Annotated in this window: 13 protein-coding genes and 1 tRNA gene; 10 read left to right on the plus strand and 4 right to left on the minus strand. The window is 57.0% G+C overall.

The window, feature by feature from the left end:
* The first annotated feature begins 77 nt into the window (after positions 1-77).
* The 3 genes from FS819_RS02865 to thrH are packed head-to-tail and all read left to right on the plus strand — an operon-like array spanning position 78 to position 2,194.
* Complete coding sequence (locus tag FS819_RS02865; RefSeq protein ID WP_156531588.1) at positions 78-836, plus strand: 2OG-Fe dioxygenase family protein; 759 nt, start codon at positions 78-80, stop codon at positions 834-836.
* 60 nt (positions 837-896) lie between these two features.
* A complete protein-coding gene (locus FS819_RS02870; RefSeq protein WP_015915216.1) occupies positions 897-1,526 on the plus strand; it encodes a LysE family translocator in 630 nt (209 codons plus the stop codon).
* Entirely contained in the window at positions 1,523-2,194 is a 672-nt protein-coding gene (thrH, locus tag FS819_RS02875) for a bifunctional phosphoserine phosphatase/homoserine phosphotransferase ThrH (protein WP_156548283.1), read from the plus strand. The genes FS819_RS02870 and thrH overlap by 4 nt, the downstream gene beginning before the upstream one ends.
* A gap of 97 nt (positions 2,195-2,291) precedes the next feature.
* On the opposite strand, the gene FS819_RS02880 is transcribed toward thrH, so the two are convergent.
* The 3 genes from FS819_RS02880 to FS819_RS02890 form a co-directional block, all read right to left on the minus strand.
* Positions 2,292-3,677 carry an HlyD family type I secretion periplasmic adaptor subunit gene (locus tag FS819_RS02880; protein ID WP_156548281.1) on the minus strand — a complete coding sequence of 462 codons (1,386 nt, stop codon included), beginning with the start codon at positions 3,675-3,677 and terminating at the stop codon, positions 2,292-2,294.
* Between the two features lie 10 nt (positions 3,678-3,687).
* Positions 3,688-5,484, minus strand: a complete 1,797-nt coding sequence (locus FS819_RS02885; protein ID WP_156548278.1) for a type I secretion system permease/ATPase — start codon at positions 5,482-5,484, stop codon at positions 3,688-3,690.
* Between the two features lie 424 nt (positions 5,485-5,908).
* Positions 5,909-5,985 (minus strand) — tRNA-Pro (locus FS819_RS02890).
* Between the two features lie 359 nt (positions 5,986-6,344).
* Between FS819_RS02890 and FS819_RS02895 the strand changes: the two genes are divergently transcribed.
* The 6 genes from FS819_RS02895 to FS819_RS02920 all read left to right on the plus strand — a co-directional run bounded on the left by FS819_RS02895 (position 6,345) and on the right by FS819_RS02920 (position 13,862).
* Positions 6,345-6,761, plus strand: a complete 417-nt coding sequence (locus FS819_RS02895; RefSeq protein ID WP_156548276.1) for a hypothetical protein — start codon at positions 6,345-6,347, stop codon at positions 6,759-6,761.
* 503 nt (positions 6,762-7,264) lie between these two features.
* Complete coding sequence (locus FS819_RS02900) at positions 7,265-9,247, plus strand: methyl-accepting chemotaxis protein (protein ID WP_156548274.1); 1,983 nt, start codon at positions 7,265-7,267, stop codon at positions 9,245-9,247.
* A gap of 439 nt (positions 9,248-9,686) precedes the next feature.
* Complete coding sequence (locus FS819_RS02905) at positions 9,687-10,436, plus strand: phosphoadenylyl-sulfate reductase (RefSeq protein ID WP_156548272.1); 750 nt, start codon at positions 9,687-9,689, stop codon at positions 10,434-10,436.
* Between the two features lie 157 nt (positions 10,437-10,593).
* On the plus strand, positions 10,594-11,550 hold the full coding sequence (gene cysD / locus FS819_RS02910) for a sulfate adenylyltransferase subunit CysD (RefSeq protein ID WP_156548270.1): 957 nt from the start codon (positions 10,594-10,596) through the stop codon (positions 11,548-11,550).
* A 1-nt stretch (position 11,551) separates the two neighbouring features.
* A complete protein-coding gene (gene cysN, locus FS819_RS02915; RefSeq protein WP_156548268.1) occupies positions 11,552-13,090 on the plus strand; it encodes a sulfate adenylyltransferase subunit CysN in 1,539 nt (512 codons plus the stop codon).
* Between the two features lie 136 nt (positions 13,091-13,226).
* A complete protein-coding gene (locus FS819_RS02920) occupies positions 13,227-13,862 on the plus strand; it encodes a LysE family translocator (protein ID WP_156548266.1) in 636 nt (211 codons plus the stop codon).
* Between the two features lie 32 nt (positions 13,863-13,894).
* On the opposite strand, the gene FS819_RS02925 is transcribed toward FS819_RS02920, so the two are convergent.
* Positions 13,895-14,644 (minus strand): SDR family NAD(P)-dependent oxidoreductase, encoded by a 750-nt coding sequence (locus FS819_RS02925; protein ID WP_156548264.1) that lies wholly within the window; start codon positions 14,642-14,644, stop codon positions 13,895-13,897.
* A 67-nt stretch (positions 14,645-14,711) separates the two neighbouring features.
* On the opposite strand from FS819_RS02925, the gene FS819_RS02930 reads away from it, so the two are divergent.
* Positions 14,712-15,344 (plus strand): TetR/AcrR family transcriptional regulator, encoded by a 633-nt coding sequence (locus tag FS819_RS02930; RefSeq protein ID WP_234624785.1) that lies wholly within the window; start codon positions 14,712-14,714, stop codon positions 15,342-15,344.
* The last annotated feature ends 73 nt before the right edge of the window (positions 15,345-15,417 follow it).

The following is a 15,417-nucleotide window of genomic DNA, read 5'->3' on the forward strand; positions in this document are numbered from 1 at the left end:
TCGGTTTTCACGAAACACAACATATGATTGATAATCGGTGTCGGCGGGTTACGCCGATGAAATCGGAGCCATTTTCAATGCAAGGCAATATTACAGTTTTAAAGCACAGCGATCCGGCCAATGTGACCAATATCGATGTCTGCCAACAGTTGCATGACTTCGATTTTGTGTTTCTTGAAGGCAACAATTTTCTCAATGTCATTCATCAAAGCCATTTTAGCAGCCAGGATATTGCTGATTTTCAGGCATCCTGGGATGATCTTAAGCCGGATACCTATATGGCCGACGGCGGCAAATATCGCCTTCGCCGGCACGCAACCCTGACGGGCGCGCCTAAGGGCGGGCCCGTCAGTCTCGAAAAGCATCAGCCGCATTTCCAGACGACCTCCTACAATCCTCTGAATGGCGGCATTGAGCGCCATTTCGAGCCGGTATTGGCATCGACCATTGAAAATCCGGTGATGCAGGCGATTTTCTCGTTCGCCTCTTCCACCTTTGGCGCCCTGTCGCCTTTTTCGACATGGCATGTCGAATTGCATCAGTTCCGCATTGAGGCTGTGCAGACCGGTGGCAAGCCAACACCTGAAGGTGTTCACCGCGATGGTGTGGATTTCGTGCTGATGGTGCTCATCAACCGGCAGAATATTGTTGGAGGCGAAACCTCCATTCTGGATCGGGACGGCGTCAAGCTGGCGGAATTTACGCTGACGGACCCCTTCGATGCTGCCATTGTCAATGATGAACGCGTTGCCCATGGCGTAACGCCAATCACCAAGCTCGATCCCGACCAACAAGGCCTGCGCGATGTTCTGGTCCTGACCTTCCGCCGAAAATAAATGCAGATGTCAGCCGCGCGGAACCGCGCGGCTGTTGCCGGAGCCGGAGCCCACATATTTATGGAACAAATACTTCTGATTGCTTCGATAACCTGGCTGGCCGTTCTCAGCCCCGGCGCGGATTTTGCCATGGTATCGCGCAATAGTTTTCTCTATGGCCGCAAATCCGGGCTTGCAGCGTCGATGGGCATTGCCATCGCCTGCTGGTTTCATGTGATCTATGCCATGTTCGGCATTGCGATTATCCAGCATATTTTCCCCAATATTCTGGATATCATTAAATTCGTCGGCGCGGCCTATCTGGTCTATGCGGGCCTGGCCACGGCCTTCAGCAAGATACGCGATGTCGAAGGCAGTCTGGTTCCCAGCGACAGATCCATGGGCCGGGAAATGATGACCGGCATTCTGACCAATGGTCTCAATCCGAAAACGTCGATTTTCGTGATCAGCCTCTACACGCAATTCATCGGCAAGGACACGCCGCTGTCTCACCAATTGCTCTGGGGCCTGTTCATTTCCCTGTCGCATTTGCTGTGGTTCGCATCCGTTTCGACCTTTCTGTCCAACCCGGCCATTCGAACCGTGGTGCTACGTCGCCAGCGTCTATTCAATATCCTGATCGGGGTTGTGCTCGCCTCGCTGGGGGCCATTCTCTTCACCGCGGGCACCTTGGGGAGTGGCGCGCAATGACCGAATCCATCTGTTCCTTCATCGATCTCGAAGGCGTTCTCGTGCCGGAAATGTGGCCGCATATCGCTAAGTCGTTCGGAATTCCCGAACTCCAGGCGACCACGCGGGAAATTCCCGATTACCGACAATTGCTGGACCAGCGGATCAAGTATCTGGCCGATCACCACGTTACCCTGGCCGAAATCTGCGCCAGTGTCGCGGAACTCGATCTGTTCAATGGGGCGGTGGAATTCCTCGCCGCACTCAAGCAACGCGGGCGTGTGGTGATCGTCTCGGATTCTTTTAGCCCGATGAACCGGCATTTTATCGAGCAGATTGCTGCTGATCAGGTCCTCTGCCACAGTTTTCAGACCAATGACGAGGATGTTATTACCGGCTTCGACTTCTGGAATGGGCTGGCCGGAAAACATCTCTGCTTCGACGCCGTCGATACCGAGGGGTGCGCTCATTTTGCAATGGGCGACGCTTTGAACGACATCTCAATGATCCGTGCGGCGACCTATGGCGTGCTGTTTCAGCCCTCGATGGCGACGCTGCTGGCCGCGCCGGATCTGCGGGCCACATCATCCTATAGCGAAGTCCTCGATATCCTCGATGAAGCCATTTATATCAATAGCAGATCGACCTCAAAGAGGGCCACGACTTTCCTGGGGAGCGCCTTCGGCTGACAGCATATACGGCCACGCGTAAAGCTAGAGTTTTCCTTACAGCACCCTGCGTTTTATAAAACGTAGGGTGCTTTAGCGCTTTAAATATGCAGTAGCGTCACCGCTCCCGGAATGCCTTGTTGAAATAACTGGCCAGCGGTTTGGTAAGGTAGGTGAAGGGCGAGCGTTCTGTAGTCTGGATAAAGGTTTCAACCGGCATTCCGGGCAGGACTTGCACATCCCCCAATCGAGCAATTTCCTTTTCATCGGGCCTGATCTTGGCCCTATAGAAGCTATTACCGGTTTTTTCATCGTTGAACACGTCGGCAGAAACCTCGATCACCGTGCCATGGATATCCGGCGTCTGGCGGCGATCGAAGGCGGCAAATACCAGATCGGCCTTCTGGCCGACATGCACCTGATCGATTTCATTGGGCGGCAAATTGGTGGTGATCACCAACCCGACATTCTGCGGGATGATATAGAGGATCGGTTCCGCCGCTTTGACCACGGTGCGCAACGCATGCACGGTCAGGCCGAACACCACGCCGCCGGTTGGTGCGGTCACTTCGGTGCGACCAAGGGTTTCCAGGGAAGAGACCCGTTTCTGGCGCAATTCGGCAATCTGTGCTTCGGCATTGCGCAGATCGGTGATCGATTGTTCACGCAGTTCGCCACTGACGTTCAGAATAGCGATTTCGATCTCGGCGATCTTGGCGCGGCTTTCGGCAATGCTGGCCATGGACGAGGCGATCTCGCCATCCGCTTCGACCTCGGACCGTTGCAGCGTCATCACCTTGCTGGTCTGGGTCAGGCCGTCGCGCAGCAATTTCTGCTGCACGGCCAGTTCCTCGCTGATCAATTGTCTTTGCTGGCGCAGCGCATTGAGCTTGGCGTTCAAGCCCTCGATTTGCTGGGCGGTCTGGTGCTTGCGTTCCTGCAATTGCCCGACCTGTTTGTCACGGTTTTCCTGGCGCGCCTGCAACAGGTTGCGCTGACCCTCGATAATCTCGCGCACATGGCCGTCGGTCTTTGCCCGTTCAATAAGCTCGGGGTCAAAGCTGATTTCGCTCTTGCCATCCTGCTCGGCAGTCAGCCGCCCGGCATTGCCAAGCAGCGAAAACAACTGGTTTTCAATGATCGTCAGCTCGGATTGGTCGAGCTTTTCATCCATCCTGAGCAGAACCTGGCCGGGCTGGACGACATCGCCCTCCTTGACCAGCAAGTCCTGCACAATGCCACCGGCCTGATGCTGGACCACCTGGCGGTTGGTTTCCACCTCCACCGTGCCGCTGCCGACCACGGCGCCCTTGATGGTGGTCAGCGTGCTCCAGGCACCCAGCCCCAACACCAGGACCGCCAGCGCGCCATAGCCAAGCGCCGTGTGACCGCGGGCCTGCCAGACGGTTTCCGAGTTGGACGACAACGGCTTTGCCGAGGGAGATGAGGGCATATTGGCCGGGGAAGAGGAGGCCAGCGTCGATGTCTGGGAAAACAGGCTCATCGTCGCTCTCCTAAGGCTTACGCGGGGTGCCGGGTACGAAGCCGGTCATGGTGGTTTCCTGTTTGGCATAGGCCTGTTTGGTATTGCCCTGCGTGCCAACCACTTGCTGGGCATTGCGCAGATGGGCGCGCAGCACCTCGTCGCGCGGGCCAAAAGCGGTGCGGGCGCCATGGTCCATGATCAGCACCAGATCGCATTCCTCAATCGCCGCAGGGCGATGAGCCATGATCACGGCGGCCCCGCCACTGGCCTTGAGGGCGCGGATTGCCATGTTCAGCGCCACGGAGCCTTCGGCATCCAGATTGGAATTCGGCTCGTCCAGAATAAGCAGGACCGGATCGCCGTAAAGCGCGCGGGCAAGGCCGATGCGCTGCTTCTGCCCACCGGAAAGCCGCTGGCCGGTTGCGGGCAGGGGGGTGTCGTACCCCTGCGGCAGTTTCAGGATCATCTCATGGGCTGCGGCCTTGCGAGCGGCGGCAATCACCTTGTCCGGGTCGGGATCGGCGGTGAGGCGGGCGATGTTTTCGGCAATCGTCCCTTCAAACAGCACCACGTCCTGCGGCAGGTAGCCGACATGGTCGGCCAGCCCGTCAGGGCCATATTGGTCCAGAGCGGCGCCGTCCAGCCGGATCTTGCCCGCCATTGGCTGCCAGACGCCGGTCAGCAGCCGGGCAAGGGTCGATTTGCCGGAGCCACTGGGGCCGATCACGCCCAGCGCGTGGCCGGGGCCAAGTTCGAAACTCATCATCCGCAGCGTCGCCACGTTTTCGCCAGGCGGTACGGCGGTAACCTGTTGAACCTGCAACAGCGCGCGGGGGCGAGGTAGCGTGGTGCGGGTGTCGTCTTCGGGGATCTGTTCCAGCAGGAGTGATAGATTGCGCCAGCCTTCCTGTGCCCTTTGCATCAATTCCCATTGGGAAATGGCCGTCTCGATTGGGGCCAGCGCCCGACCGATCAGGATCGATCCGGCGATCATCGCGCCAGCCTTGATTTCGCCGCGCAGCACCAGCCAGGCGCCGAGCGCCAGAATGGCCGATTGCAGGAAAATCCGGAAGGTTTTGGACATGGCGGTGTAAAAGCCATTGGTATCCGAATAGGCAATGTTGGCGGCAAGCGCCGTATGGCGCGTCGCCCTCCAGCGTGTTGCCGCACTCTTGCGCATGCCCAGGGCCTTGACCGTTTCGGCGTCGCGGGCCAAGGCCATGGTCATCTCGTCGCTGATCCGGCTGGCATCGGCAGCTTTTGCCTGGATGCGTTTCGTCCCGCGCTGGTTCAGCAGCGTCAGCGCGATCAGCAGCAGCCCGCCCGCCAGCGCCAGATAGCCCATCCATGGATGGAAAACGAAGATCACAAACAGAAAAACCGGCGTCCAGGGAATGTCGAAAACGGCAAAAATCGCCGAGGAAGACAGCATTTTTTGCAGGGCGTCCAGATCGCGCATGCCGCGTGGTCCGGTAATACCCTTCGACGCCAGTGCGGAGCGATCGAGCAGGGCGCGAAACACCCTGATGTCGAATTCGCTCTGGAGCCGTGCCCCAATCCGGGCGGCGATGCGTGAGCGGACGTGGTCGAGAATGCCCATGATTGCATAGAGCAGGATGACCAGCAGGAACAGGACCAGAAGCGTGGCTTCCGAGCGCGCCGCCAGCACCCGGTCATAGACCTGAAGCATGAACAAGGGTCCGGTTAGAATCAGGAGGTTGACGAAGAAACTGAACAGGGCAATGGACAGGAAGCCCGCCTTGCTGCGCGCCAACGCTGCCCGCAATTCCTCGACGCCGCCGCGCGCGACCTGATTCCGGCTCATGAATAGTTCTTGATCATTGAAAACCCCTGGATCGGAGCCCGACAGAACAGCCACCCCTGGCTGAGACCTGTCCGGCCTCTGCATCATCCCCTCCGAGGGGAATGATTTTTACAAATAATGCAGAAAAAACAAATTATTATGACGACATTTGGTGAACCTTGCCGCGTTCGCAGTCTGCAACCCAGCCTTTTATGTCTTTATGACAATCTTCTCGTTAAGGTACAATTCCCTCTACCGTGCAGGATTTAAAAAAAATCCCTCCATATTATGATTTTTTGGCTAGTCCCAGATACCGGAACTTCAGGCCCGTGACTGCGCAGCCAGTTAAAAACGGTCACGAAATAACATCGTATAGGATGATACCACGAGAAGCAGGTGCTTTAAATAGTGAGGAGGAAACAGCCTTCGGGAAAAGCCTTTGACCTGGTCGGAGTGGAGTGATTCGAACACTCGACCCCCACGTCCCGAACGTGGTGCGCTACCAGACTGCGCTACACTCCGTGACCAGTGGCGCCCGTATAAACCAGGGTTTCACAATAGACAAGCGGGTGGCTTTAAAAAAATCATGGCTTTTCAACAGGGGTGAGAATGCCGCACGCAGAGGGTGCCGCGTGCCTCGAACGGTTGCGGAAAAATTGAGTTAATTATTTGTATTTAATGAATAATATTATCTTTTATCAATTTCGGTTCGCGGTATTTCACTGTTGCCGTTTTGAAACAAGTTGACGTGAGCAAGAAACTTGGTGATTTCCAATTTAAGGTTTTGGGGATAAAGGCGAAAGACAAAGTGGCACAGGTGTGGCCGGGGCAGGGCTCTGCTCGGCCGGGCCGCTTGAAGCGGGTTACCAAGGGACAGAATTATGAATTTTCGGATCATGCTGACGGCTGGCTTGGCGCTGGCGCTGGCTGGATGTACCACGACATCGGGTGTCATACCTGTACAGAAGAAAAATCTGGTGGAAGAGCGCTGGGTCGGCCAGCCAGCGGGCGCCTTCTTTGCCAAGTTCGGACCACCGATCAACGACGAACAGGCTGGTGGTGCTACCGTCTATAGCTGGCGCGGCGGCTTCAGGACCCGCACGGTCGCTCCGACCTATGCGCAAACGCCCGATGGCAAGCGCGGCAAGGTCACCAAGGCCGGGCGCACCGAGTACCTGCGCTGCGAAGTGCGGGTCACGGTCTCTCCAGATTATGTCATCCGTGCGATCAAGCCTGTCATCGACAGGCCTGTCGAAAGCGGCAAGACCTGGTGCGAAGAGTTTCTGGGCGGCGCATAATGCTGTGATCTGCGTGATGAGAGGTCGGGCAAACGTCAATTGACGGTGCCCGGTTTTAGAAACCGTGTCTTCTAAAGTGCACGAAAATGGATGAAGGCGAGGTTGTCAGGCGACCTCGCCTTTTTTGTTGTGTGTGCGTCGTTTAGAGATTCGTGCTTTCACGCGCAGACCTGCTCAAAACGGTTTTCTTTGCAAATCTGGCCTTGCGCCGGCGGCAAAATTGAGTCCCGGCGACCGGTTTTCAATGCCTGCTGGTCGAATATTTCTACGGTCCGGGTGAGGGCGGATTTTTCGTTGCGGGTATGACTTCGACCTTTCGAATTTACCCAACCTATTTTAGGGAAATATTAAATCTTAATTGTGCTATATGAAATCTATCGTAAAAACACCCATGATGGGTGGCCTGTCGCACTCTTGCCAAGCCAAGAAAGCAGCGTCAGGTTCGTGAGAGCTTGCCTCTCCCTCTGTTCCTTCCCCCCCATAATTTTAAGAGGCGAGGCATAATGTCTTTTTTGGCCAATGCGAGCATTCGCACGAAAATTTTGTCGCTGATCGTTCCGGTCTGCGTGATCAGTATCGGTGGCCTGGGCTATATGGCCAGCAGCTATAAATCGACGGATACGAAGTATTCCGACTTCATGACGACGGATACCGTTTCGGCAAGCCAGATGTTCCGCGCCACGACCTCGCTTGTAGCAATGGGATATGGCGCTTACCAGATGGTCTCTTATGACGCTGGGTCGGTCGATGTCGCAAGCGTCAATGCGGCTTATACGGACGCGATTGCGACCGTTTTTAAGCGCCTGGAGACAGCTAAGACACTGACGCCGGAGTTTACCAGCGATATCGATAGATTTGCCAGCCGCGCCCGCGACATTCAGGCTCTGACCGACGAGGCGGTTCAACTCGTTGCTGATGGAAAGCGTCCAGAAGCAAGACTTGTGCTGCTCAAGGCGGATCCGTTGATTGCCAAATGGCGGGATGACTTGCGTGATTGGAACAATGCGAACTCCGTCGCTCTTCTCAAGAAAAGCGATGATCTCACTGATCAGACCAATTCGACGATCCTGACCTCGCTGTCGGTTCTTGGCGGCGTCATGCTGATGGCCATCCTTTTGGCGCTGTTCGTCACCTCGCGTGGCATTATCGGTCCGATCGATAAGCTTCGCAGTCGGATGATAGCGCTAGCAAACGGTGAATCGCAGCAGGAGATACCCGGCCTGTCGCGCAAGGATGAGGTCGGGCAGATGGCTGTCGCTGTCGGCGTGTTCCGCGACAATGCCATCGAGCGTGTCCGTCTGGAGCAGGAAACCGCGGCCAATCGCAGCCTCTCGGAAAAAGAGCGTCTGGAGCGTGAGGAGCAAAAGGCCAGGGAAGCGGCGGATATCCAATTCGCGGTCGACAATCTGGCCAGCGGGCTTTCGCATCTGTCCGATGGCGATGTCTCCTATCGCATTGGACAGCCTTTCGTTTCGCATCTGGACGGCGTGCGCGCCAGCTTCAACAGCTCGGCTGAAAAATTGCAGGAAGCGCTGACCCATGTTGCCCAGAATGCAAACGCAATCGATGCGGGCGCCAATGAAATAAAGTCGGCGGCGGATGATCTGGCCAAGCGCACCGAGCAGCAGGCAGCCTCCGTCGAGGAAACCGCCGCGGCCCTGGAGCAGATCACCACCACGGTGAAGGATTCGACCCGTCGCGCCCAGGAAGCGGGAACCCTGGTTTCGCGCACCAAGGCCGGAGCAGAGCAATCTGGCGAAGTGGTGCGCCGCGCCGTGATCGCCATGGAACAGATCGAAAAGTCATCGTCTGAGATTTCCAACATCATCAGCGTCATCGATGAAATCGCCTTCCAGACCAATCTTCTGGCGCTGAATGCCGGTGTCGAAGCGGCGCGTGCCGGTGAAGCAGGTAAGGGCTTTGCCGTCGTTGCTCAGGAAGTGCGCGAATTGGCCCAGCGTTCCGCCAATGCGGCAAAGGACATCAAGGCGCTGATCACCACCTCCAACAGCCAGGTTCAGTCCGGTGTACAGCTGGTGGGGGAAACGGGTGTGGCACTGGAAACCATGGTGGCCGAAGTGCAGGAAATCAACCGTCACGTCAGCGCCATCGTTGAGGCGGCCCATGAGCAATCGTCCGGCCTCCAGCAGATCAACACTGCCGTCAATCAGATGGACCAGGACACCCAGAAGAACGCGGCGATGGTGGAGGAATCCACCGCTGCAAGCCACGGTCTGGCAAGAGAAGTCGCTTCGCTGAACCAGCTTCTGTCGCAATTCAAGCTGTCCGGCGGCGGACAAAGTGGGTTCAATGCTGGATCGGCCTATGCCGCGCCGGTTCGCGGCACTCCCGTTCATTCCGCACATGCGGCGCAGGCGCCGGTAGCTTCGCCCGCTCGTGCGCTTGGTCGCAAAATCGCCAGTGCCTTTTCTGGCAAATCGTCAGCGACGGCTGCTGCTGCCGATCAGTCCTGGGAAGAGTTTTGAGGCATTGGTTTGCCAGGCTGCTGAGGCGTTGCGACCGCAGTAGCTGCACCGCTTAAAGGGGAGATCCCCTTTTTATCTAGGACATTCCGCCGGGAAGCTTTGCTTTCCGGCGTTTTCGTTTGGCCGGCGCTTTCGTTTGGTCAGCATTTTCGTTTGGAATGAAGCTTACGGGCAGCCACAGGAGCAAGGGCAAAGGGTGCAAGGGCGATAAGAGCGACAAGGATGAGGCGGCAGGAATTGCGCTATACCTTTGGCTTTGAGTGATATTTGCTCCTCATTGGCGGTAGCATAAAAGGCAATTCCTGTCCTTTAACGATAAAAACCTCGATACTTGGCAAAATGACAGGCTTATGCCGGGCGCAGCCAGTTTATGCCAAGCGCAGCCATTGGGAGTAGGCCTTGGTCGGACATTGAGTAGGCCCGCTAGGAAGTAGAACGAATGACATCGCAATCCAATCTTCAGGCCGTTGCCACCCTGGACGCGGCTCTCGCTGATCTTGATCTCACCGCCCGCCTGCGTCTTGTGCAGGAACTCGGCGGTCGGTCCGTGTTCACCACGAGCCTCGGCCTTGAGGATCAGGTGATTACGGCGGCAATCGGCCTTGCCGGTCTCTCCATTGAGGTAGCAACCTTGCAGACTGGCCGCCTGTTCAAGGAGACCCTCGATCTGATTGCCGAGACCGAAGAGCGCTTCGGCATTTCCATAACGCAATATGCGCCCGATCAGGACGATATTGACGCCTATGCGGCAAAATATGGCTTGAATGGCTTTTACGAGAGCGTTGAAGCGCGCCATGCGTGCTGTCATGTGCGCAAGCTTGTTCCTCTGGCGCGGGCGCTGCAAGGCGCTTCGGTCTGGGTTACGGGCCTGCGCCGCAGCCAGTCCGGCAATCGCGCCACCACGCCGTTCGCCGAATATGACGCCGAGCGCAACCTGATCAAGATCAACCCGCTGGCCGACTGGTCGCTGGACGATATCAACGCCTACGTAGAGAGCGAGGCTGTGCCAATCAACCCGCTGCATGCGCGCGGCTATCCCTCGATTGGCTGTGAACCCTGCACCCGTGCGATCAAGCCGGGCGAGCCTGAGCGGGCCGGCCGCTGGTGGTGGGAAAACGACGAGAAGCGCGAATGCGGCCTGCATGTGCCGGACGCTGCCATTCCATCACTGAATTCCAGTTCCCTTTAACAGCCGTTTTCTGGGCTTTTGGCGAGGTTTTTCTCGTTGAAGACTAGCCAAGACCCGTCATCGGCAACTAGGAATATGTTTTATGTCCGTACAGAGCCTGCCCCCGCAGCCGTCATCGCAGCCCGAATCTGGGCCGCACGCATCTGGAAATCAAGTCATGCATCTGCACCAGTCCGAGTTTGATCCGCATTCGAAGGAGGTCGTGGCCCGTGCGCCGCTCGATCCGCATTTGAAGGCGCTGGAAAACGAGGCAATCCATATTTTCCGCGAAGTCGCCGGCGAGTTCGAAAACCCGGTCATGCTCTATTCGATTGGCAAGGATTCGTCCGTGCTGCTGCACTTGGCGCGCAAGGCCTTCTATCCAGGCCGGGTGCCGTTTCCGCTGCTGCATATCGATACCGGTTGGAAATTCCGGGAAATGATTGCCTTCCGCGACGAGATGGCCAAGCGCTATGATCTGGATCTGGTCGTCCATACCAATCCGCGCGGCAAGACCGAAGGTGTCACGCCTTTCTCCCACGGTTCGGCGCTCTATACCGACATCATGAAGACCGAGGCGCTGCGCCAGGCGCTGGACGCCGGCAAATATGACGCTGCCTTCGGTGGTGCGCGCCGCGATGAGGAAGCCTCGCGGGCCAAGGAGCGGATCTATTCCTTCCGCACGCCTGACCATAAATGGGACCCGCGCAACCAGCGCCCGGAACTGTGGAATGTCTATAACGGCATGATCCGCCGGGGTGAAAGCGTGCGGGCCTTCCCGCTGTCCAATTGGACGGAAGTCGATATCTGGCGCTATATTCAGGCGGAAAACATTCCGCTTGTGCCGCTCTATTTTGCCGAAAAGCGCCCTTACATCGAGCGTGATGGCATGATGATCCTGGCCGAAGATGAGCGGCTGGAACTGCTGCCCGGCGAACAGGTGCAGCATGGATCGATCCGCTTCCGCACGCTGGGCTGCTTCCCGCTGACCGGCGCGATCCGGTCCGAAGCCCGGACCCTGGATGAAGTGATTGCCGAACTGGAAATTGCGACCGTCTCCGAGCGTCAGGGTCGCGCTATCGACCGTGATCAGTCCGGATCGATGGAAAAGAAGAAACGCGAAGGATATTTCTGAGATGACCGCAAGCGCCACCGCACTCGCCGCCAACCTGGCGTCCACATCGGATTTTTCCTCCAAAGAACCGTCGCAGGGGCTTTCCTTGGCAAATGCAGTCCCTCAAGCCGAGGCCGCCTATAGCGGTCGCGATTCCCGCCCCTTGCGTCTCATCACCTGTGGTTCAGTCGATGACGGTAAATCGACGCTGATCGGCCGGTTGCTGTGGGATACCAAGGCGGTCAAGGAAGACCAGGCCGCAACGCTGCGCCGTGATAGCGGCAAGCAGAACGATCTTGGCCTGCCGGATTTCGCGCTGCTGCTTGATGGTCTTCAGGCGGAACGCGAACAGGGCATCACCATCGATGTCGCCTATCGTTATTTTGCCACCGACAAGCGCTCCTTCATCGTGGCCGACACGCCCGGCCATGAGCAATATACCCGCAACATGGCAACCGGTGCCTCGACCGCCGATCTGGCTGTGCTGCTGGTCGATGCCCGCGCCGGTATTTTGGAACAGACCCGTCGCCATGCGACGATTGCCTCGCTGATGGGCATCAAGCAATTCGTGCTGGCCGTCAACAAGATCGACCTGACCAACTACGACAAGACAGGCTTTGACGCCATCGTCAACGAGTTCAAGGACATCGCCCTGACGCTTGGCGTGCGCCAGACCACCGCCATTCCGATGTCGGCGCTGAAGGGCGAAAATGTCGTCTATTCCGGCAAGGAGCCGATGCCGTGGTATGACGGCCCGACGCTGGTGGAAGCGCTGGAACGCGCCACCTCGCGCTCGGCACAATCGACGGGTTTCCGCCTGCCGGTGCAGCGTGTGTCGCGTCCCGGTGAAAGCTTTCGCGGCTATCAAGGCACGGTGGCCGGTGGTGCGGTCAAGCCGGGCGACAGCGTCGCCATCCTTCCCTCGGGCGCCATTGCCAATGTTAAGCAGATCGTCACCTTCGACCTGGTGCGCAACGCGGCTGTGGCTGGTGATGCCATTACCCTGGTGCTCGACCGGCAAGTGGATGTGTCGCGCGGCGACATGATTGTCTCGCTCGATGCCGAGCCACAGGTTGGCCTGGCCTTCGATGCGCAGTTGGTGGCTTTGCAGCCGGACGGCATCTTGCCCAATAAGCGCTACTGGCTGAAAAGCGGCTCGCGCCGTCAGCGTGTCCAGGTCAAGCCAGTGCAGCAACTGGATCTGAAAAACGGCAAATGGGGTCCGGCGGAAAGCCTTCCCATGAACGCCATCGGCAAGGTACATCTGGCCTTCGACGAAAAGGCGGTGTTTGACCCTTACGAGCAGAACCGCTCGACCGGCGCCTTCATCCTGATCGACCCCGACACCAACAACACAGTGGCGGGCGGCATGATCACCGCCAAGCGTTCGGATGTCGATGGCCTGAACACCGGCGAAGCCCGCGTCCTTCTCTCGCTGCCCGCCGATCTCGCCGACCAGCTCATGGCCACCGAACTCCTGGCCGCCCGCCGCGACGAAGTGGAACTGCGCCGCGTGACGACCGCCAAGGCGCGGGACTTGCTGGACGGGATTGAGGGGTAATTTTGCCAGAGTGGAGTGAATTGAAGCCCGGTTTGGAAACGCACCGGGCTTTTGCTTGTATGCTGGATACGAATAACCTCGTCTGGCAAAGTTCAATAATAATTGAATTTATTGGCTTGGTTGCGAGGAAATAAATATGGGTTCTATCCATTCTTATTGGCCGGGCATCATGCTCGCTTACTCAACATATATTATCTCGGCAATCAGCCCTGGCCCAGCAATGTTGGCAACCATGGGAACATCGATGGAATCTGGTCGAAAGGCTGGTATCGCGTTAGGGCTCGGTATCGCTGTAAGTGCGCTTGCTTGGGGCGCTCTGTCATTCCTCGGTCTGTCTACGCTCTTGGCCGCTTATGCTGGTGTGCTCGATCTTATCCGTCTTTTTGGATGTTTGTATCTTTTATACCTTGCTTGGAAATCATTTCGATCTGCATTTTCGAATTATGACCTGAGTGTCAATTTGACAGGTAAGAAAGAATACAAAGCCTCACACGTCTTCTTGCGAGGATGCGCTTTGAATCTCACCAATCCAAAAGCGATCCTGACTTGGGTCGCTATCATTTCGCTTGCCATAGAGCCTGGTGCGCCCTTGTGGACAGTCTTTGCGGTTCTTGCTGGCACAATATCCTTCTCTGTCGTTTTCTATACGCTGATAGCGATTGCGTTTTCGACGCCAAAAATGGTGTCAATTTACAGCCGCGCGCAGCGGTGGATAGACGCGACATTGGGATTGGTATTCACTGTTTCAGCTTACAAATTGGCCAGAGATTGAACATCAAGGGGTTCGTGCCGCGATGGCGATCATCAGGCACATGCCCCGCCGTCAATAATCACATCCTGACCAATAATGTAGGACGCCGAATCCGAGGCTAGCCAAAGCGCATTGGCCGCAATCTCGTCGGTGCGTGCGACCCGTTTGGAGGGATTGGTGGCTGCTATCCGCGCATCGCGTGCGGCACGATCTTCCCCAGGGCGCATGGAAAGTGGTGTGTCCACTGGGCCTGGGCAAAGGCAATTGATACGGATACCATGGGAAATGGCTTCCAGCGCGGCTGTGCGCGTCAAGCTGCTGACGGCGGCTTTGGAGGCGGCGTATGCCCCCATGGTCGGGCGAACGATCCGCGCTCCAACATTCGAGCCGATGTTGACGATCGCGCCGCCGCCCGTCATTTTCATGGCGCGGATCTCATGTTTCATTGTGAGCCAAAGCCCGGTCACATTGGAATTGAAGATCCGGGTAAACGCCTCCGCCTCCATGTCATCGAGCGAACCACCAGCCACGATTCCTGCTGCGTTCACAGCAATATGCAAGGGACCAGCGCGTTTTACTAAGGCTCTCACCGATGCCTCGTCGGTCACATCGGTCACCACGGGGAGGGTGTCGCCACCCGCATCGCGGATTATGTTAGCAGTCTCTTCGAGGTTTGAGAGCCGTCGTCCGGCGATCACTGTCTTTGCTCCCGCCTTGGCAAAGCCCAAGGCAATGCTGCGTCCGATGCCGCTGCCTGCGCCGGTAATAACAACCGTTTTGCCTGAAAAATCGAAGTCGGACATCCATCACCCATTTATGTGTCAATCAGCACAAAATAGAATGTTGGACTCATCCTGTCGAGAGATTTATATGTTGATCGACACAGAAAGGGGAATGATGGCTCAGCGAGGACGCCCAAGGAATTTTAACCGCACACACGCATTGGACAGGGCGCTGATGGCGTTTTGGCAAAACGGTTTTGAGGCAACCTCCATGCACAATCTTGTTGAGGCGATGCAGATCAATTCGCCAAGTATTTACGCGGCGTTTGGATCAAAGGAAGCTTTGTTTGCTGAGACGATTGATTATTATCGTGAGGCCTATGCGCGCCAACTGCTTCAATCCTTGAATGATGCGCCGGATGCCGCAAGTGGCATAGAAGCCATGTTTGAGGCAGCCATTGAGCTGTTTACGCACCAGGATACGCCCGGTGGCTGTTTCGTGGTTAACTCTGTCGCTAGCAATGCGCCGAGGGGGTTGGAACTGGAGCAAGTGTTGACGCGACTGAGGTGGCAACGCTCGGAACAGATAGCCGAACGGTTGAAAACGGATGTCCGCGCGGGCAAGCTACGCGATGACACGCCTGTTCAGGACTTGTCCGATCTTTACGCCGTGCTTCTTCAAGGCCTGGCTCAGGCTGCGCGCGATGGACTTGGCAAAACGCGTTTAATGAGGCTCTGCGAGCACTCCAGACATCTAATCTTGCCGTGGCGGATGAACTGACGTTTCAAGAAGGTGCTCTACGCCATAGAGTTTGTCGGGGAAAAACGGTCACAGGTTGTCCCGAAAAGACAAA

It is taken from the genome of Allorhizobium sp. Av2 (assembly GCF_021462805.2).
Lineage (GTDB): Bacteria > Pseudomonadota > Alphaproteobacteria > Rhizobiales > Rhizobiaceae > Allorhizobium > Allorhizobium vitis_G.

Excerpts from the sequence above, each read along its gene's own strand:
- cysN (WP_156548268.1), top strand. The coding sequence starts at position 11,552 with ATGACCGCAAGCGCCACCGCACTCGCCGCCAACCTGGCGTCCACATCG.
- FS819_RS02925 (WP_156548264.1), bottom strand. The coding sequence starts at position 14,644 with ATGTCCGACTTCGATTTTTCAGGCAAAACGGTTGTTATTACCGGCGCA.
- FS819_RS02865 (WP_156531588.1), top strand. The coding sequence starts at position 78 with ATGCAAGGCAATATTACAGTTTTAAAGCACAGCGATCCGGCCAATGTG.
- FS819_RS02895 (WP_156548276.1), top strand. The coding sequence starts at position 6,345 with ATGAATTTTCGGATCATGCTGACGGCTGGCTTGGCGCTGGCGCTGGCT.
- FS819_RS02930 (WP_234624785.1), top strand. The coding sequence starts at position 14,712 with ATGTTGATCGACACAGAAAGGGGAATGATGGCTCAGCGAGGACGCCCA.
- FS819_RS02885 (WP_156548278.1), bottom strand. The coding sequence starts at position 5,484 with ATGAGCCGGAATCAGGTCGCGCGCGGCGGCGTCGAGGAATTGCGGGCA.
- FS819_RS02905 (WP_156548272.1), top strand. The coding sequence starts at position 9,687 with ATGACATCGCAATCCAATCTTCAGGCCGTTGCCACCCTGGACGCGGCT.
- FS819_RS02870 (WP_015915216.1), top strand. The coding sequence starts at position 897 with ATGGAACAAATACTTCTGATTGCTTCGATAACCTGGCTGGCCGTTCTC.
- thrH (WP_156548283.1), top strand. The coding sequence starts at position 1,523 with ATGACCGAATCCATCTGTTCCTTCATCGATCTCGAAGGCGTTCTCGTG.
- FS819_RS02920 (WP_156548266.1), top strand. The coding sequence starts at position 13,227 with ATGGGTTCTATCCATTCTTATTGGCCGGGCATCATGCTCGCTTACTCA.
- FS819_RS02880 (WP_156548281.1), bottom strand. The coding sequence starts at position 3,677 with ATGAGCCTGTTTTCCCAGACATCGACGCTGGCCTCCTCTTCCCCGGCC.
- cysD (WP_156548270.1), top strand. The coding sequence starts at position 10,594 with ATGCATCTGCACCAGTCCGAGTTTGATCCGCATTCGAAGGAGGTCGTG.
- FS819_RS02900 (WP_156548274.1), top strand. The coding sequence starts at position 7,265 with ATGTCTTTTTTGGCCAATGCGAGCATTCGCACGAAAATTTTGTCGCTG.